We start from the raw sequence: 17,487 nt of genomic DNA on the forward strand, positions 1-17,487 counted from the left end.
CCGCATGCGGACCATCCTGCCCTTCGCCGCAGCCCTGGCCCTTTTCGCCCTCCTTTGGGCCAGCTTCCGCTTCTCCCCTTGGGGGCTGGTGTGGGCCCTGGCCTCCGCCAGCCTGGTGTGGGCCGGGGTCTGGCGCTGGCAACAGGGGATGCTCTTCCGGGGGCCTTCCTGGGCGGCCCTGGAGCGCCTGGCCATGAAGGAGGCCTGGCGCCGGGGCGGGGTGGTCTACCCCAAGGACCTGGCCCCCTTCCTGCCCGAGGCCGAGGCCCGGGAGCTTCTGGAGGGGCTAGTCCAGAGGAGCCTTTGCCGTAGGGAAGGGGAGGGGTACCGCTTCTAGTTGGGACCATGGAAAGGGAGGCCCAGGTGGTGGTCCTGGGGGCCGGGGTGGCGGGGCTTTCCCTGGCCCGCCTCCTCTGGGAGCGGGGCCGGCGCGTCCTGGTGGTGGCCGAGGCCCTGGGGGAGGCCAGCCGCCCCCCGGTGGCCCTGGTGAACCCCCTGCGGGGGCAACGCTTCGCCCTGGCCCTCGAGGGGGCGCGGGCCCTCGAGGCCGCCCTAGGCTTCTACGGCCGCTTTGTCTCCCTGCACCTTGGGGTCCTCCGCCCCGTGCCGGAAGGGGAGCGGGAAAGGGTGGAGGCGCGCCTGGTGGGAAGCGGGCTCCGCTACGCCTGGGAGGAGGCCGGGGTGGTCCTGGAGGAGGCCTTTTGGCTGGAGCCCAGGCCGCTTCTGCAACGGCTGGCTGAGGGACTGCCCCTCCTGAAGGCCCGGGTGCTGGCCTGGGACCCGCCCTTTTTGGTGCTGGAGGGCGGGGAGCGGGTCCGGGGGGAGGTGTTGGTCTATGCCGGGGGGAGCCGGGGGGTCCACCTTCTGGGGCTTGCCGGCCGCCATGTCCCCGGGCTGGTCCTGAGCCTCCTGGATTACTTTCCCCGGGCCGTAAGCTACCGCGTCTACCTGGCCGGGGTGGCCCTTGGGGGTAGCTACCTACCCCATGAGGCGCACCCCAGCCTTCCGCCGCCCACTGAGGGCGAGGTGGAGTGGCTCCTGGCGGGGGCCGAGGCCCTTGTGGGCTACCGGCCGCGGGTGGCCTCCGCCTGGCGGGGGGTTCGGTTCCGCCTGGCCCCTGGGGATGGCTCCCCTTTCGGCCTGCCCTACCTTTTCCCGGTGGAAGGGGGGTTTGCCCTCACGGGCTTGGGCTCCACGGGGTTCCTCTACGCCCCCCTCCTGGCGGGGCGCCTGGCGCAGGCCTTAGGCTAGAGGGTGTACACGGGGGCGGTGCTGGCGGGGGGGTACTCCCGGCGGTTTGGCCAGGACAAGGCCCTCTTCCCCTACCGGGGCAAGCCCCTCCTGGCCTGGGTGCTGGAAAGCCTTTCCGGGGCCGAGGAGCGCTTCGTGGTGGCCAACCGCCCTTACGAGGGCTTCGGGGTTCCCGTCTACCCCGACCTCCTGCCCGGGGCCGACAGCCTCTCGGGTCTCCACTCTGCCCTGGTCCACGCCCGCTTCCCCTGGGTGGCGGTGGCGGCCACCGACCTCCCCTTCCTCACCCCGGCCTACTGGGCCTTCCTCCACGAAAAGGCCCTGGCCTCCCCCTACCCGGTGGTGGTGGTCCACAACCCGGAAGGCCACCTGGAGCCCCTCATGGCCTTTTACCACAAGGAATGCCTGCCCCAGGTGGAGCGGCAGATCCGGGAGGGGGATTTCCTCCTGCGCCGGGTGGTGGAGGTCCTGGGGGCCACCCACGTGCCGGCGGTGGAGGTGGTGGGGCGCTTTGGGGAGAAGGTTTTCCTGAACGCCAACCGCAAGGAAGAGCTTCCCTAGTCCCGCACCCGGATGCGCAGGGTGTGGACCAGCTGGCCGTCCAGGTAGAGGCCCAGCTCGTAGGCCCCAGGGGTCCTGGGGGCCAGGAGGCGGCCTTGGAAGGTGAGGTCGTCCACCCGCTCCAGGGGGAGGATCAGGGGGCCCAGGCGCACCTCCACCCGGGTTGCCCGGCGGAGGAGGCGGGCTGTAAGGCGCACCTCCTCCCCGGGGTCCAGGAGGGCGGGGGAGGCCTGGAGGGTGGCCAGGGGTCCGGGGCGCACGGTCAGGAAGGCGGAGGTCTCCGCGCTTTCGGGACCCCGCTCGGCCCGCACCTTCAGCTCCTGGCTCCCCACGCCCTCCACGGGCAGGTAGGCCCCGTAAACCCCCTCCTCCAGGGGCTCCAGGGGGTAGGTGCGCCCGCCCAGTTGGGCAAAGACCCGCTCGGGGCTACCCTGGACCTGGACCCTGAGGGCTAGCTCGGCCCCGGGGGGGAGGCTTGGCGGGAGGGGGAGGAGGACTAGGCCCAGGCTCTCCTCGGTGAGGGTGCGCACCACTTCCCGCACCACCGGTCGGGCGGGGAGGAGGACCTGGGGCAGGGGGCCGGGCTGGAGTTCCAGGGCCAGGGGTTCCCCAGGTTCTTGGAGCTTATCCAGGCTTGATGGGTCCAGGCTCAGGACGTACCGCCCTGGCAGGAGGCCCCCGATGACGAAGGCCCCCCGGCCGTCGGCTACTGTCGTGCGGGCCTCCTGCCCCTGGAGACGCACCCGGGCATAGGGCAGGGGGGGCTCTTCCGGGTCCCGGGTGCCGTTGCGGTTCTCGTCCAGGTAAACCTGGCCCAGAAGGCCCACCACGGTTTCCACGGGGAGGTCCAGGGGCAGGGTCTGGCCCCGCTCCACCCGCACCTCCACCCGCCGCCGCAGGGCCAGGGTGGCCTCGAGGCCCCCCACCTCCAGGCGGTAGCTTCCCGGGTAGAGCTCCAGGCGGAAGCGTCCCTGGCCGTCCGCCACCGCTTCCAAGGCTCCCACGCGCACCCGGGCCCCTGGAAGGGGGGGTTCTTCCAGCCCCTTGAGGCCATCGCGGTTCCGGTCGTGGAAGACCACGCCCTCCAGAAAGCCCGTGGCCCGGCCCCCAAAGGCCTGGACCAGGGGCTCGGGGGTGTCAAACCCTCCCTTGAACTCCACCGCCCCCAGGGCCTGGACCCTCAGGGCTCCCTCCCGGTAGGTCCCCTCGAGGCCCAGGCCCAGGGCCCCTTCCTGGTACTTGAGGCCGAAGCGCGCCTCGGAGCTCCCGCGGTTCAGGTCGTAGCCCAGGAGGAGGCTGCCCTCAAAGGGGGGAAAGCTCCCCTGGCCCAGAAGCTGCGCCCGGTGCTCCCCGCCCACGGCGCTCAGGCCTACCTGGAGGCTCAGGGCGGACTCGCGGTAGGCGGCATAGAGGCCGTACCCCGGGCCTTGGGGGCTTTGCAGGAGGCTTCCGCCCACCTCGAGGCCTCCCTCGCGGTAGCGCCCCGCCAGGCCCAGGAGGATACCCCCCTGGTAGCCCAGGGTGGCGGTCAGGGAGAAGGGCTGGCCGGGCGGGCGGTGGGTGAGGGAGTAGAGCAGGCCGGGAGGGGTGCCCAGGCGGAGGGTGAGGCTTTGCCCCAGGCTTTCGTCCAGGCGCTGGGTGAGGGAGGCGCTCCCCTGGAGCCTACCTCCCTCGTAGGCCACCTCCCCCCGCAGGCCCAGGGGGTCCTGGGAGCGGCTGGCCCCTCCCAGGCGTAGCCTCAGGCCCTCCACGTATGCCACCTGGGCCCCCAGGCTGAACTCCCGGGTCTCCCACCGGGCCTCGAGGCCCCCCCCCACCTGGACCGCCTCGGGGTGGGCGCGGCGGTAAACCGCCCCGTAGGGGAGGAGCAGGAGGCCCTCCGCCACCCTCAGGGCGTAGCCCACGCTGAAGCGCTGCCCCTGGGGGCTGAGGTGCAGGGCGGCCTGCCAGGGGTCGCCCTCGTACCCCAGCCCCAGGCTCACCCCGCCCGTGGCCCAGGCGGCGTAGGCCCGCAAGGGGCCCAGCTCGCCGTCCAGGCGCCAGAGCCCCTCAAAGGCCCGGAAGCCCAGGGCAAACCCCTCCCCGAAAAACCCCACCTCTCCCCGGAGGCCCTGCCCGTCCAGGGCCAGGCTGGAGTCCAGGCGGACGTAGTCGGAAAGGGAGCCCGAAAGGGAAAGCCCCAAGGCCAGACCCAGGCCCTGGGGGCCGTACCGCCCGCTCAGGCCAAACCGGTAGAGGAGGGCCTGGCGCCCCAGGCGCTCCGCCCCGGCAAAGGGCTGGACCACGGTTTCCAGCACGCCGTAGGCCCGCACCCTGGGGTCCAGCCCCGAGGAGGCCACCACCGTGGCCGTGTCCCGGTTCCGGCCCAGGAGGCGGATCTCCAGGACCACGGCCTCCGCCTCCCCTGGGCCCAGCTCCACCACCTCCTTGGAGAGGCGGAAGGGAAGGAGGCTTTTCACCTCCAGCCGGATGCGGTCTTGGGCGTTGCCCGTGTTGCGCACCAGGAGGGGGTAGGCCAGGGTCTCCCCCTCCACGCCTTCCCCCCCTGGAGGGGTTCGTAGCTCCACCCCGGCCCGGGGGGGGATGCGCAGGCGCACCACCCGCTCCTCCCGGGCGTCCCGCAGGCGCAAGGGGAGTTCCCCTGCCCTGGCCTCCGGCCCCACCAGGAGGTTGAGCACCCCCTCTCCCTCCACCCCCTCGCTGAGGAGGAGGAGGCCTGGGGGTACCTCCACCGCCACGATCCGGCCCTCCCCCCGCACGGGCACGCTCACGAAAGCTCCCGGTGGGGCCTCGAGGGCCTCGGGGGCCTCGAGGGCCAGCCCTAGGCCCACAAAGAGGAGGAGGGCCAGCGGGCGCATGGCCTAAAGGCGGCTCAGGGTGAAGACCAGGCTACCCCGGTACACCCCGGGCGCTTCCCTTCCCGTGAGGATCAGGCGGAACTCCAGGGTGTGGCTCCGGTACCCCCCGGTGGGCCCGGTGCCCGTGAGGAGCACCACCCTGGGCCCCAGGGGAATCCAGGGGCCGCCGTTCAGCCGGTACTCCACCTGTCCAGCAGGGATCTCTGCCCCGCTCGGGGAGAGGAGGGGGCTCGCCTCCACCTCCACGGCGAAGCCCCCTTCCAGGTTGGTGAAAAGCCTAAGGGTCAGGGGGCCGTTGGGGCGGGAGGGGCCGTAGGCAAAGGGGAAGCTGGGGGGTGGGAAGGGGGCTTGGCTCAGGTCAAAAAGCACCTCCTCGGCGCTCAGGGAGAGGCTGGTCCCCTCGGGCAGGTTCACCCCAATGGGCACCTGGGCCAGGGCCAGGCCTAGGGAGAGCCATAGGGCAAGAAACCGCATCAGCGCACCTCAATCCGTCCTTCCCCTGCGATGAGGCTTGGGCTTCCGTAGTCCAGGACCGCCAGGACCAGGTAGCGCCCGGGGGGCAGAACCCGGTCCAGGGGGGCGGGAAGCTCGTGGGTGGCCCCCGGGAGGCTGGCGGTCTCCGGCACCTGCCCCTGGGCCACGGGGCGGCCCTGGGCGTCCCGCACCTCCACCCTGCCCTTCAGGCGCAGGAGGCCAGTGCCCGTGTTCTGGAACACCAGGCGCACCTGGGCGGGACCCTCCTGGCCCTGGGGCAGGTAGCGGAACCCCTGGATGCGCCCCGAGCGGGTCACCTGCCCCACCTCCACATAGACCACGTGCCCCACCCGGGTCTTGATGCGGATGCCCAGGCCCTCTCCTCCCTGGCGGTTCCCCGCGGGGGCGGACTCAAAGAACACCACCCCCCAGTAGGTGCCGGGCTGGGCCTCCTTGGGCACCTGCACGGTGTAGCGCACCTCCTGGGTGGCCTGGGGCTGGAGGAGGAAGACCAGGGGGGTCACGCTGAGCCAGCGGGTGAGGGAGCGGGGGTGGCTGCCGGGGTCCAGGTAGAGGGGTCTGCCGTCGGCCTGGAGGAGGACGTCCTGCAGCACCACCTCCACCTGGAGGGTGCCGCTCCGCCCGGGGTGGTCCACCACCAGGCTTCCCGTCAGGCTTGCCCCCGGGGTTGCCGGGTAGAGGGCCCGGGGTGGGCTGACGCCCACTCCCGTCTGCGCCAGGGCCAGGCCGGCCAGGAGGGTAAGGGGAAGGAGTTTTCGCATACTTGGGATTTTAGGGGAAAGGGGCTGCCCCCAGTCCTCTGGGGGCAGCCCCTTAAGGTCTAGAGGGCGGCCAGCTGGAAGAGGAAGTTGAACTGGTAGATGTCCGCCACCTCGGAGCCGTCAAACCAGAAGGCCTCGATGATGATGTCGTCCAGCCAGCCGGGGAGGCGGTTCCCCAGGACCTTGAGGAGTTCAAGGGGCTGGCCCTGGTCCTGCCCGTTGATCTGGACGAACTTGTAGTGGTTGATGTCGAGAGCCTTATCGATCACCCCCGCCTGGCCGTACTTGGACCCGCCCTGGGTCCGGGTCACCTTGAGGTCCAGCTCGCAACCCTCTTTGTTGTTGCAGAACTTCTGGAGCACCTTCTGGTTGAGGCAGATGAGGGTGCCCTTTTCGCCAGGCTCTATCTTCCCGTTCCCGTCCAGGTCCTTGACGGCGGGGTAGACGTTGATGGGGGTGAGCTGCCCACCAAGGGCGGCGTTGATGGCGTCCTGCAGGGTGCCCTGGAAGCCCTTGGGCACCAGGAAGCAACCCTCCCCGTTGCCACCCAGGGGCGGGTTGTTCAGGTCCAGGACCCACTCGTCCTCGGTCAGGTGCAGGGCCACCCGCTGGGGGATGGTGAGGTTGATCCGCTCGGTCACGGTGGCCTGCTCGTTCCCGGAATTCACCACCTCCCCGGCCAGGACGAACCCTCCCAACAGGGCCAGGACCAGGACGGGGATGAGAGGCTTCCGCACGGTTAGCCTCCTTTACAGACCCACCAGGGTGAAGGTCACGGTGAGGGTGTAGGTGCCGTCCAGCTCCGTGCCGTCAAACCAGAACCCTTCCACGATGAGGTCATCCAGCCAGCCGCCCGTGGTGCCACTGCTCTGAGCCAGGACCACGGGGCCGAAGGGGAGGGAGTTGGCGAAGTAGGGCTGCCCGATTTGGTTCCCCACCACATCCGTGATGGCGAAGTAGCCGAAGCCGCTGGTGGGCTGGCCGGTAACGCTCACGCTGAGCTTCCAGCCATCGGGGTCGTTGGAGAACTTCTGCAACACCTTGTGGTTGACGCAGAGGAGAGTGCCCTTCTCGTTGTCCTCCAGCTTGCCGTCCCCATCGTAGTCCTTGGCGGCCGGGTAGGTGTTTATGGGCCGGAGCACCCCGCCTCCTCCGATGTAGCTAACCAGATCGCCTGTCGTTTTCACCGCCTTGGGCACCAAGTAGCAGCCCTCAGCGGGGGGCTGGGGGTTTTGCGGGTTATAAACGTAGTCATTGGGGGCCGCCGGGGGGTTGTTGAGGTTCAGGTTCCACTCATCTTCCGTGAGGTGGAGGGCGTAGCGGGGCGGGATGATGACCTTCACCTTCTCCTTCACCGCCGCCTGGTCGTGGTTGTCATCGTAGAGCTCCTCCACCTGCCCGTCCAGGTCCCCCTCCGTGGGGAAGCCCACCTGGGCGTAGGCCGCCGCCAAGGCCAGGGCCATTAGCGCAATCCACCACTTCCGCATGACTACCTCCTTGCTACCGAATACCCATCCTGAATCCGTGCAAAGGGCCTCGAGCCGATGAGCCGCCTAGAGGAGCACGAGGGTGTACACCAACCAGCCCTCGTACTCGCCTGGAACCTCGGAACCGTCCAGCCGGAGCTTGATGCCCAGGGTGACCGACTGCCAGCCGCCCGGGTGGTCCAGCACCTCCTCCAGGAGCACCCCGCCCGTGGGGCCCGGGGGGGCCGGGCAGATGTGGGAGGGGGGCCGGTCCCAGTCGGGGTGGTAGCCCAGGCACTTCCAGTGGGGGGTGGGGGGCACCCCGCCCCGACCGGTGAGGATGGAGTGCATGGCGAAGTGGTTGGCCTCCAGCACGTCGCCCGTGGGGCTCCTGGGCTCCACCTCAAAGGCCACGGAGAGGGCCCACCGCCTGGCCTGGGTGAAGACGTGGAGGCGCATGGAGGGGTGGGTGAAGAACTGAGGGAAGGCCTTGGAACCGGGGATTACCCGTCCTTGCCCGTCCAGGCGCACGGGAGGGTAGGGGCGCCCCTCCTCGTCCAGGAGGCGGCCGTCCCCCCCGTAGAGGGCCACGCAATGGGGGGGTACGGGGCCTAGGGTGGCGCAACGCAGGTCAAAGACCACCTCGGGGTCCCGCAGGCAGAGGGTGGGGTCTGCCGGGTTTCTCGGACAGTAGGGGGGTTGGGGTGGGTTCGGGGGACGGTTCCCCCGCTGGGCCAAAAGCGGCACCGCCTTCACCCCTCCCACGGCTGGGGGTTCCAGCACCAGGACCGTGCGTTCGGGAATCGCGACCTCTATCCGCAAGGAGGCTTGGGGGCCTGCCGCCGCCAGGAGGAGGGGCAGGAGCGCATACCAGGCCAGGTGCCCAAGCCTCATCCTTCTCACCTCCCTTGCCGGCCACCTTAGCAGGGGGGGCGTTAAGCCCTCGTTAAGCGGGTCCGGGATATTTTGACAGGGCTTTCACGGGGGAGCGTTAAGCTGAACCCGTCTGGAGCTCTGGGCGTTAGCGCGGGGTTAACGCTAGTCTTAACGGAGGTGGAGCGGTGAAGGTGCGGCTTCCCCTGTACGGTCCTGCCCGAGCCGAGGGGCCCCTTGGTCCCCTGTCCTTGCGGCGCAAGGCCCTGGGCATCCTCTACTACCTGGCCCTCGAGGGCCCCACCCGCAGGGAGAGGCTAGCCGACCTCCTCTGGGGGCATGGGGCTGCTTTGCAGAACCTCCGGGTGGAGCTCACCTATCTGCGGGGGTTCCTGGGTAAGGAGGCCCTCCGGGGGCAGGTGCTGGAGCTGCCCCCCGGGGTGGTGCTGGACCGGAACCCGAAGATAGGGGAGGCCCTGGAGGGCCTGGAGGAAGTGTCCCCCGCCTTTGCCGACTGGGTGCGCTCTTGGCGGGAGCGTTCCGCCTCGCCCCTCGAGGCCCTCCCCCTGACCGAGAGGCTCCAGGCCGTCCAGCCCCCGGCCTTGGTGATTCTCATCGGTCCGCCGGGATCGGGGCGGGAGGCCTTGGCCTAGGCCCTAGCGAAGCGGCTTGGCCTCCCTTTCCGGCGGGGGCTGGGGCAGGGCCCAGGGGTGTTCTACTTCGGCGACCCCCTGCCTCCCCGGGAGGCGGCCTACGGCCTCCGGCCCACCCCGGGGCAGGTGCTGGTGGTGGCCCGGAGCGCCTTTGGCGAGGACCCCGCCTTCCTCCTGGTCCTGCGGGGTTCTTTTCCCGCCGAGATCACCGTGGCCGAGCCCGTCCCCCGCCTTACCTGGCCGGAGGCCTGGAGAGGGCCCTTGCGCGGCTACTCCTTCCCCGAGGCGGCGCGCTTTTACCTGGAAAGCGGGGGGCGGGCGGAACTCCTGAAGGAGATGGTGGCCATGGGGAGCCCCGAGGCCATACCCCAGCGCATCCGGGCCCAGGTTCTCCTCGAGGCCCGCTACCTCTCTCTGGAGGCCCGCAAGGCCCTGGAGGTCCTTTCCCTCCACCCCAGCCCCTTCCCGGAGGAGCTGGCCGAGGCTTTGGGCGTGGCCCAGTACCTGGACGAGCTGGAGCGCCGGGGGTGGCTTGTGCTGGGGGAGCGGGGTTACCGGTTTGCCGAGCCCCAGTTCTGCCGCTTCCTGATCGCGGAACTGGCCCAGGGAGAGCGGCTTCGCCTCCACCGGCTCATGGCCGAGGGGTTTCGCAAGGTGGGGGATCCGGTAGCCGAGGCCTACCACCGCTACTGGGCCGGGGAGGACGTGTGCCCTCCCACCGGCCTCAGGCCGTGGCAGGAGCCCCAGTCCCCGGCCTCCGAGGCGGGGGTGCCGTGGATGCAGGTGGGACTCGGGCCGGTGCGGGCCCTCGAGGCGCCCCAGGAGGCGGTTTTAGTCTCCTGGGGGGGCGAGGAGGAGGGGCTTTGCCTGGAGCTGGAGGAACCGGCGGTGCTGCACATTTCGGGCAACCTTTACCAGGAGCTTCCCTTTGGCCTGGGTTTGGTCCAGGACAACTTCCCCTTGCGGCTAAGGGGGGGAGGGTACGCTATATACTTCCTTCCCCGGGCGGCTCCGGCGGTTTTCCCAGGGGGAACGGTCCTTCCCCAGGAACCCCTGGACTACCGCCTCTTCCTTCCCCCCGGGCCTTACCGCTTGGAGCTTGGGGTAAAGGGCGTGGCCCACCTGCACCTCCGGGTTCACGCGGTCAAAAAGGGCCAGGAACAGGTCCTGGCCCTCCTGGGGCAACCGGTGAAGGTCTAGGCCCCGGCCCCGGGCTGGGGACGGTCAGTGGGGGCCACGGGGGGCGGGGCCGGGGGCAGGAGGAGGAGGCTCAGGACCTCCCCCACCTCCTCCACGAAGGTGATCTCCAGGTCCTTGAGGATTTCCTCCGGCACCTCCTTGAGCTCGGGTTCGTTCTCCTTGGGGAGGATGACCCGGAAGATGCCCGCCTGGTGGGCGGCCAGGAGCTTTTCCTTCACCCCGCCGATGGCCAGCACCTTGCCCCTTAGGGTGATCTCCCCGGTCATGGCGATGTCCATGCGCACCGGCCGGCCCGTGAGGGCGCTGGCCAGGGCGGTGGCCATGGTGATGCCCGCCGAGGGGCCGTCCTTGGGGGTGGCCCCCTCGGGCACGTGGATGTGGAGGTCAAAGTCCTTGTGGAAGCCCTCGGGCAGCCCCCATTCCTCCCGGTGGGCCCGCAGGTAGGTGAGGGCGGCGTGGGCCGACTCCTTCATCACCTCCCCCAGGTTGCCCGTGAGGTTCACCTTGCCGGTGCCGGGCACGGCCACGGCCTCTATGGTGAGGAGGGCCCCGCCGTAGGGGGTCCAGGCCAGCCCCTGGGCCGCCCCCACCTGGGGAGCCCTTTCCGCCCGGTCGGGGCGGTACTTGGGCACGCCCAGGTAGGCCTCGAGGTCCCCTGCGTCCACCAGCCGCACCCCTTCCCAGGGGGCTTCCAGGTAGTCCTTGGCCGCCTTGCGGGCCACCTTGGAAAGCTCCCGGTCCAGGTTCCGCACCCCGGCCTCCCGGGTGTACTCCTGGATGATGCGGTCAATGGCCCGGTCGGTGATCTCCAGCTTGTCCTTTAGACCCGCCTCCTTCACCTGGAAGGGCCAGCGGAAGTGGCGGGCAATGGCCCGTTTCTCCGGCAGGGTGTAGCCGGGGATCTCAATGACCTCCATCCGGTCCAGGAGGGGCCGGGGGATGGTGGCCAGGGTGTTGGCGGTGGTGATGAAGAACACCCGGGAGAGGTCGTAGGGCACGTCCAGGTAGTGGTCGGTGAAGGTGTGGTTCTGCTCGGGGTCCAGGACCTCCAGAAGGGCCGAGGCCGGGTCCCCCCGCCAGTCGGAGGAGAGCTTATCTATCTCGTCCAGGAGGAAGACAGGGTTCACCACCCCCACCTGCTTCATCCCCTGGATGATCTTGCCGGGCAGGGCCCCGATGTAGGTGCGCCGGTGCCCGCGGATTTCCGCCTCGTCCCGCACCCCACCCAGGGAGATGCGGTGGAACTTGCGGTTCATGCTCCGGGCGATGCTCTTGCCCAAGGAGGTCTTGCCCACCCCGGGCGGTCCCACGAAGCAGAGGATGGGGGCATGGCCCCGGACCTCCTGGTGCTGGGTGAGCTGGCGCACGGCCAGGTACTCCAGGATGCGCTCCTTCACGTCCTTGAGGCCGTAGTGGTCCTCGTCCAGGACCCGCTTGGTGACGGCGATGTCCAGCACTTCCGGGTCGGCCTCCGTCCAGGGAACTTCCAGGAGCCAGTCCAGGTAGGTGCGGCTCACCGTGGCCTCGGGGGAGCCGGGTTGCATGCGCTCCAGGCGCTTTAGCTCCTTCAGGGCCTTGTCCTTAACCCCTTCGGGCATGCCCTTCTTCTCTATGCGCTCCCGGAGCTCCTCCATCTCCGTGAGGAAGTCCTCGCCGCCCCCCAGCTCCTTCTGGATGGCCTTCATCTGCTCCCGGAGGTAGTACTCCCGCTGGTTCTGGTCCATCTGCTCCTTGACCCGGGCGGCGATCTTCTTGTCCAGCTCAAAGCGCTCCAGGTCCCTGAGGAGCAGGGCCAGCACCCGCTTGAGGCGCTCCTCCACCTCCGGGGTCTCCAGAAGGGTCTGCTTGTCCTCCAGGGACCAGGTGGCGTGGTGGGCCACCAGGTCGGCCAGGACCGCGGGGTCCAGGGTGCTCTTTACCGCCTCCTGCTGGTAGCGGTCCAGACGCAGGGTCTTGTGGTTTTGCAGGTAGCGCTCAAAGGCCTCCTGCACCTCGCTCACCAGGACCCGGGCCAGGCTGGCGTCCTGAAGGGGGGGCTCGGAGAGCACCTCCCCCACGGCCCGCAGGTAGGGGGCGGCCACATAGCCTTGCAGGCGGACCCGGTTCCGGGCCTCCACCATCACCTGCAGGGTGCCGTCGGGAAGGCGCATGGCCTGCTTGACCACCGCCAGGGTGCCCACGGCGTAGAGGTCCTCCGGGGTGGGGTCGTCCACCTCGGGGTCCTTCTGGGCCACCAGGAAGAGGAAGCGGTCAGCGTTCAAAGCCTCCTCCACCGCCCGCTTGCTCTTGGGGCGGCCCACGTCCACCCCGGTGGTGGTGTGGGGGAGGATCACGGTGTTCCTGAGGGGAAGAACGGGAAGTTCCAGGCGCAGGGCGTCCTTCATCTACCCTCCATGATACGCGCTCCCCCGGGCCCGAAGGGACCCGGGGGCACAAAGGGGCGGCTAAAGCCCCACGCTCACAATGGCCTTCAGTTTCTTGAAGGTGAGCTCCAGCTGCCCTGCCGGGAGGCCCGAGGCCATCATCCCCAGCCAAAGCCGCCCCTGCTGGACCCCCTGGGTGAGGTTTTGGCCGGAAAGGGCCAGGGAGGCGGCCCTGGAGGCGGTGAAGGTGGCCTCTCCTACCTTCTCGTCCTCAGGGCCCATAGGACAGGCGTAGGCGTAGGTTTGGGTGAAGTCCCTCAGGGCCAGGCAGTCGGGGTCATTCTCAGGGTCCTGGGTGCGGGCGTAAAGGGCCAGGGTGAGGGTGAGGGACTGGCTGGCCTCGAGGGTTCCTTCCACCCGCACCCCCTTGACCACCCCCCCGGGAGCGGGGAAGGTGAGGGCCTGAGCGGGGTAGACCACCTGACCCTGGGTGTCCGCCATGGCGGGCACCTTCAGGGTCTGGTCGGGCAGGGGGAGGGTGAGGGAGAAGGAGCAGGCGGCGAGAAGGGCTGTAAGGCCCAAGGTGAGGGAGAGCCCCAGGGTTCTCATGCCGGGGATTTTATTTTTTCTCCCAAGGAAAGGACAAGTAGGATGGGAAGGATGCACCGCCTCCTCTTCGCCCTGGACCCGGAAACAGCCCATGAACGCACCCTGGACCTCCTCGCCCTTTGGTCAGAGCGGGGGCCCTTGCTGGAGGCTCCCGCCCGTTGCCTGCGGGTGGAGGACCCTCGCCTGCGGGTGGAGGCCTGGGGTCTTTCCTTCCCTAACCCCCTGGGCCTGGCCGCGGGCATGGACAAGGACGCCCGCGCCCTGGGGGCCTGGTGGGCCCTGGGCTTTGGGTTCGCCGAGGTGGGCACCCTCACCCCCAGGCCCCAGGAAGGCAACCCCCGGCCGCGGCTTTTCCGCCTCCTGGAGGACCGGGCCCTCATCAACCGCATGGGCTTCAACAACCGAGGGGCCCAGGCGGCGGCCGAGCGGCTTGCCCGCTTCCGGGAGCGGGGTCTGGCCTTTCCCGTGGGGGTGAACCTGGGCAAGAACCGGGACACGCCCCTGGAGAGGGCGGCGGAGGACTACCTGGAGGCCTTAAGGGTGCTGGAGCCCTACGGGGACTACTTCGTCCTGAACGTGAGCTCCCCCAACACCCCGGGCCTGCGCACCCTGCAGGAGGGCCCCTTTTTGGACGAGCTCTTGGCCCGCCTGCGCCCGGCCACGGCCAAACCCCTCCTCCTCAAGGTGGCCCCCGACCTCTCCCCGGAGGCCCTGGACCAGGTGGTGGCCCTCTCCCTGAAGCACCGCCTCCAGGGGCTGGTGGCGGTGAACACCACCCTGTCCCGGGAAGGGCTGAGGAGCCCCCTGGCCCGGGAGGCGGGGGGGCTTTCCGGAAGACCCCTCAAGGGGCGGGCCCTGGAGGTCCTCCGCCACCTGGCCCAGGCCCCCCTCACCCTGGTGAGCGTGGGGGGGGTGGAGGGGCCGGAGGACGTTTGGGAGCGGCTCAAGGCCGGAGCCCGCCTGGTGCAGGTCTACACCGGCTTCGTCTACGGGGGGCCCCTCTTCCCCCGGCGCACCCTCAAAGGCCTCCTCCGCCTCATGGAGGCGGAGGGGGTAAGGGCGTTGAGGGAGCTTTGGGCCTAGAGGGCCTGGTGGACCACCCGCCCTTCCACCAGGGTGAGGACGGGCCAGCCCCCAAGGGACCGCCCCGCCCAGGGGGAGAAGCGGGCCTTGGAGGCGAAGCCCCTGGGGTCCACGGGGCGCTCCCTGGGGTCCAGGAGCACCAGGCTGGCCTCGGCGCCCTCCTCCAGGAGGAGGGGGGGTAGGCCCAGGACGCGCCGGGGGCCTTCGCTGAAGAGGGCCACCAGCCGGGGCAGGGGGAGGCCCCGCTTCAGGTGGAGCTCGGTGTAGAGGAGGGGGAAGGCCACCTCGAGGCTGGGGATGCCGAAAGGGGCCCGCAGGAGGTCCATCTCCTTCTCCGCCTCCGTGTGGGGGGCGTGGTCGGTGGCGATGGCGTCCAGGGTGCCGTCCAGAAGCCCTTCCAGGAGGGCCTCTTGGTCCTCCGCCGTGCGCAGGGGCGGGGCCACCTTATAAAGGGGGTCCAGGCCCCTCAAGGCCTCCTCCGTGAGGGTGAGGTGGTGGGGGGTGGCCTCGGCGGTGACGGGAAGCCCGGCCCGCTTGGCCTCCCGCACCAGCTCCAGCCCCCGCTGGGTGGAGAGGTGCTGCACGTGCAGCCGGGGGGTGGCCGGGGAGCGCCTCAGGGCGTAGCGCAGGACCTCGAGGTCCCGGGCGATGCGGGCGGCTTCCGCCTCGGGGGGGTTCCCAGGCAGGCCCAGGAGGTCGGCCAGCTCCCCGTCGTTCATCACCCCGCCCCGGCGCAAGGAGGCGTCCTCCGCGTGCACCGCCACCGGTAGGCCAAAGCTGGCTGCCTGCAGGAGGCCGGCCGCCAGCACCCCGGCGTCCTCGTTGGTGCGGCCGTCGTCGGTGAGGAGGACCGCCCCCGCCTCCCTTAGGAGGCCCGCCGGGGTGAGGAGCCGGCCCTCCTGCCCCTGGGTGAGGGCGGCCGCGGGGAGGAGGCGGGCCAGGCCCAGGGCCTCCGCCTTCTCCCTAAGCGCCCGCACCGTCTCCGGGGTGTCCACGGGGGGCTTGGTGTTGGGCATGGAGACCACGTGGGTGTAGCCCCCCCGCACCGCGGCCAAAAGCCCCGAGGCCAGGTCCTCCTTCACCTCCTCCCCCGGCTCCCGCAGGTGGGCGTGGAGGTCCAAAAACCCCGGGGCCAGGAAGCGGCCCGTGCCGTCCACTATGGTTTTGGCCTCGCCGCCCTCCAGGGAGAGGATGCGGCCTTCCCCCACCAGCACGTCCAAGGGACCCCTTTCGCCCCTTGCGTCCACCAGCCGTACATTGCGAATCAGGATCATCGCTCCCTCCCCACCAGGAGGTGGTAGAGCACCGCCATGCGCACCGCCACGCCGTTTTGCACCTGCCGGTTCACCAGGCTCCGCGGAGAGTCCGCCAGGACGCCCTCCAGTTCCACGTCCCGGTTCATGGGGCCGGGGTGGAGGAGGGGTGCTTCGGGCTTGGCCCGCCTCAGGCGGGCCTCCGTCACCTGGTAGTGGGCGATGTAGTCCTCCAGGTGCAGAAGCCCGGCCTCCATGCGCTCCTTCTGGAGCCTGAGCACCATCACCGCATCCGCCTCCTCCAGGGCCTCCTCCAGGCTGGGGGTGAGCCTGACCCCCGGGAGGCTCTGGGGCAGGAGGGTGGGGGGGCCGGCGCACCACACCTCGGCCCCCAGGAGGGGAAGGAGCTCGGCGTTGGAGCGGGCCACCCGGGAGTGAAGGATGTCCCCCACGATGGCCACCTTCTTCCCCTCCAGGCTCCCCAGGGCCTCCAGGAGGGTGTAGGCGTCCAGGAGGGCCTGGGTGGGGTGGGCGCGGCGGCCGTCCCCGCCGTTGAGGATGGCCCCCTTCACCCAGCGGGTGGCCTGGTGGGGGACCCCAGCGGCATCGGCCCGGATCACGTAGGCGTCTATGCCCATGGCCTCGAGGGTGAGGAGGGTGTCCTTGTAGCTTTCCCCCTTGGCCAGGCTGCTCTGCGCCGCGGCGAAGGAGACCACATCCGCGGACATGCGCCTGGCCGCCAGCTCAAAGGAGATGCGGGTGCGGGTGGAGGGCTCAAAGAAGACCGTGGCCACGGTGAAGCCCTGGAGGGCGGGGACCTTCTTCACGGGCCGCTCCAGCACCTCCCGCATCACCTTGGCGGTTTCCAGGAGGCTTTCCACCTCGGCCCGGGTCCAGCCCTGGAAGTCCAAGAGGTGCCTCATGGGGCCTCCCGTTCCCAAAGCTCCACCCGGTCCTCCCCGTCCACCTCCTGCACCTTCACCTTCACCACCTCGCTTCTGGCGGTGGGCACGTTCTTGCCCACGAAGTCCGCGCGGATGGGGAGTTCTCGGTGGCCCCGGTCCACCAGGACCGCCAGGTAGATGCGCCGGGGACGGCCCAGGTCCATAAGGGCGTCCAGGGCGGCCCGGGCGGTGCGGCCGGTGTAGAGGACGTCGTCCACCAGCACCAGGGCCTTACCCGTGAGGTCAAAGGGGATGCGGGTCTCCCGCACCTGGGGCCGCACCCCGATCTCCGTGAGGTCGTCCCGGTAGAGGGTGATGTCCAGGACCCCCACGGGCACCTCCTTTCCCTCAAACTCCCGGATGAAGCGGGCGATCCGCTCGGCCAGGGGGATGCCCCGGGTGTGAATGCCGATGAGGGCCAGGCCCTCCGTGCCCTTGTTGGCCTCCACCACCTCGTGGGCGATGCGGTAGAGGGCCCGCCGCATCTCCTCGGCGTTCATGAGCTCGGCCTTAAAGCGCATGCCCCCTCCAAAAGGAAGCGGGGGCCAGACCCCCCGCCCAGGTTGCCCGTGCCTTTTTCCGTGGTTTTCCGTACACGTTTTCCTCCTTTCCGGCCTCGCGGGACCGGTTTAAAGGCCACCCCCACCTTACACCCCCTGTGGGAAAGGCGCAAGGTCTAACCCCGCCCGGGCCTAGGCCCGGGCGGGGCACTTTGGGCCATTTAGGCGGCCTTGGGCTTCTCCCAGGTGAGGCTCAGGGCCAAGGCCCCCACCAGCACGCCCACGATCAGGGCGTTCCACATGGCGTTGCCCACCCCACTGAAGCCAAGAAGCCAGGGCGAGAGGATGAGCCAGACGCCCAGGAGGACGTTCAGCCACTCCTCCCACATGGGGCCGCCCCGCAGGTGCAGAAGGGCCATGAGGGCCACCACGACCCCCACCACCACGGCGTTCCACGCGGCGGCCGGGGTGCCGCTGAAGCCGAGGAGCCAGGGGGAGAGGATGAGCCAGACGCCCAGGACGAGGTTAGCCCAGTCCTGCCAGCGCTTTACGGTTGCTCACCTCCTTTCACCTCTACCCTAAAACCCCTTGGGCATGGGGAATGGCGAAAGAAATTA

17 protein-coding genes and 1 pseudogene are annotated in these 17,487 nt (G+C 70.0%); 6 read left to right on the forward strand and 12 right to left on the reverse strand.

The window, feature by feature from the left end; all coding sequences use genetic code 11:
- Window positions 1-4: 4 nt before the first annotated feature.
- From B128_RS0106220 to B128_RS0106230, 3 genes are read left to right on the forward strand one after another with little or no spacing between them, the layout of a single operon-like run.
- On the forward strand, window positions 5-337 hold the full coding sequence (locus tag B128_RS0106220) for a hypothetical protein (protein ID WP_018111416.1): 333 nt from the start codon (window positions 5-7) through the stop codon (window positions 335-337).
- Window positions 338-345: 8 nt separating this feature from the next.
- The gene (locus B128_RS0106225; protein ID WP_018111417.1) at window positions 346-1,251 is read left to right on the forward strand and encodes an NAD(P)/FAD-dependent oxidoreductase; all 906 of its coding nucleotides are present in this window, start codon (window positions 346-348) and stop codon (window positions 1,249-1,251) included.
- A gap of 3 nt (window positions 1,252-1,254) precedes the next feature.
- Window positions 1,255-1,812: a molybdenum cofactor guanylyltransferase gene (locus B128_RS0106230; protein ID WP_018111418.1), complete on the forward strand. Its 558-nt coding sequence runs from the start codon at window positions 1,255-1,257 to the stop codon at window positions 1,810-1,812.
- On the opposite strand, the gene B128_RS13345 is transcribed toward B128_RS0106230, so the two are convergent.
- The 6 genes from B128_RS13345 to B128_RS0106260 all read right to left on the reverse strand — a co-directional run bounded on the left by B128_RS13345 (window position 1,809) and on the right by B128_RS0106260 (window position 8,286).
- On the reverse strand, window positions 1,809-4,670 hold the full coding sequence (locus B128_RS13345) for a hypothetical protein (protein ID WP_018111419.1): 2,862 nt from the start codon (window positions 4,668-4,670) through the stop codon (window positions 1,809-1,811). The genes B128_RS0106230 and B128_RS13345 overlap by 4 nt on opposite strands.
- Window positions 4,671-4,673: 3 nt before the next feature.
- Window positions 4,674-5,144, reverse strand: coding sequence for a hypothetical protein (locus tag B128_RS0106240; RefSeq protein ID WP_018111420.1), 471 nt, complete (start codon window positions 5,142-5,144; stop codon window positions 4,674-4,676).
- Window positions 5,144-5,926: a fimbrial biogenesis chaperone gene (locus B128_RS13350; protein WP_018111421.1), complete on the reverse strand. Its 783-nt coding sequence runs from the start codon at window positions 5,924-5,926 to the stop codon at window positions 5,144-5,146. Before B128_RS13350 ends, B128_RS0106240 begins: the two co-directional genes overlap by 1 nt.
- A 59-nt stretch (window positions 5,927-5,985) precedes the next feature.
- Window positions 5,986-6,663, reverse strand: coding sequence for a hypothetical protein (locus B128_RS0106250; RefSeq protein ID WP_018111422.1), 678 nt, complete (start codon window positions 6,661-6,663; stop codon window positions 5,986-5,988).
- A gap of 12 nt (window positions 6,664-6,675) precedes the next feature.
- A complete protein-coding gene (locus tag B128_RS0106255; RefSeq protein WP_026175067.1) occupies window positions 6,676-7,413 on the reverse strand; it encodes a hypothetical protein in 738 nt (245 codons plus the stop codon).
- Between the two features lie 66 nt (window positions 7,414-7,479).
- On the reverse strand, window positions 7,480-8,286 hold the full coding sequence (locus B128_RS0106260; protein ID WP_018111424.1) for a hypothetical protein: 807 nt from the start codon (window positions 8,284-8,286) through the stop codon (window positions 7,480-7,482).
- Between the two features lie 173 nt (window positions 8,287-8,459).
- On the opposite strand from B128_RS0106260, the gene B128_RS13175 reads away from it, so the two are divergent.
- Both B128_RS13175 and B128_RS13020 read left to right on the forward strand, forming a co-directional pair.
- Window positions 8,460-8,918: an AfsR/SARP family transcriptional regulator gene (locus tag B128_RS13175; protein WP_156822397.1), complete on the forward strand. Its 459-nt coding sequence runs from the start codon at window positions 8,460-8,462 to the stop codon at window positions 8,916-8,918.
- Window positions 8,919-8,975: 57 nt separating this feature from the next.
- Window positions 8,976-10,118, forward strand: coding sequence for a hypothetical protein (locus tag B128_RS13020; protein ID WP_018111426.1), 1,143 nt, complete (start codon window positions 8,976-8,978; stop codon window positions 10,116-10,118).
- Here the strand turns inward: B128_RS13020 and lon are convergent.
- Entirely contained in the window at window positions 10,115-12,502 is a 2,388-nt protein-coding gene (gene lon, locus B128_RS0106270; protein WP_018111427.1) for an endopeptidase La, read from the reverse strand. The genes B128_RS13020 and lon overlap by 4 nt on opposite strands.
- 60 nt (window positions 12,503-12,562) lie before the next feature.
- Window positions 12,563-13,090 carry a hypothetical protein gene (locus B128_RS0106275; RefSeq protein ID WP_018111428.1) on the reverse strand — a complete coding sequence of 176 codons (528 nt, stop codon included), beginning with the start codon at window positions 13,088-13,090 and terminating at the stop codon, window positions 12,563-12,565.
- Between the two features lie 51 nt (window positions 13,091-13,141).
- On the opposite strand from B128_RS0106275, the gene B128_RS0106280 reads away from it, so the two are divergent.
- Entirely contained in the window at window positions 13,142-14,173 is a 1,032-nt protein-coding gene (locus tag B128_RS0106280) for a quinone-dependent dihydroorotate dehydrogenase (RefSeq protein ID WP_018111429.1), read from the forward strand.
- On the opposite strand, the gene B128_RS0106285 is transcribed toward B128_RS0106280, so the two are convergent.
- The 4 genes and pseudogenes from B128_RS0106285 to B128_RS13435 form a co-directional block, all read right to left on the reverse strand.
- Window positions 14,170-15,447: a dihydroorotase gene (locus B128_RS0106285; protein WP_018111430.1), complete on the reverse strand. Its 1,278-nt coding sequence runs from the start codon at window positions 15,445-15,447 to the stop codon at window positions 14,170-14,172. The genes B128_RS0106280 and B128_RS0106285 overlap by 4 nt on opposite strands.
- Window positions 15,444-16,349, reverse strand: a complete 906-nt coding sequence (locus B128_RS0106290; protein ID WP_018111431.1) for an aspartate carbamoyltransferase catalytic subunit — start codon at window positions 16,347-16,349, stop codon at window positions 15,444-15,446. Before B128_RS0106290 ends, B128_RS0106285 begins: the two co-directional genes overlap by 4 nt.
- On the reverse strand, window positions 16,346-16,891 hold the full coding sequence (gene pyrR, locus B128_RS0106295) for a bifunctional pyr operon transcriptional regulator/uracil phosphoribosyltransferase PyrR (RefSeq protein ID WP_018111432.1): 546 nt from the start codon (window positions 16,889-16,891) through the stop codon (window positions 16,346-16,348). The genes B128_RS0106290 and pyrR overlap by 4 nt, the downstream gene beginning before the upstream one ends.
- A 200-nt stretch (window positions 16,892-17,091) precedes the next feature.
- Window positions 17,092-17,421, reverse strand: a pseudogene (locus tag B128_RS13435) (SPW repeat protein); the annotation flags it as partial.
- Window positions 17,422-17,487 lie beyond the last annotated feature (66 nt).

Source organism: Thermus igniterrae ATCC 700962, assembly GCF_000376265.1.
Taxonomy (GTDB): Bacteria; Deinococcota; Deinococci; order Deinococcales; family Thermaceae; genus Thermus; species Thermus igniterrae.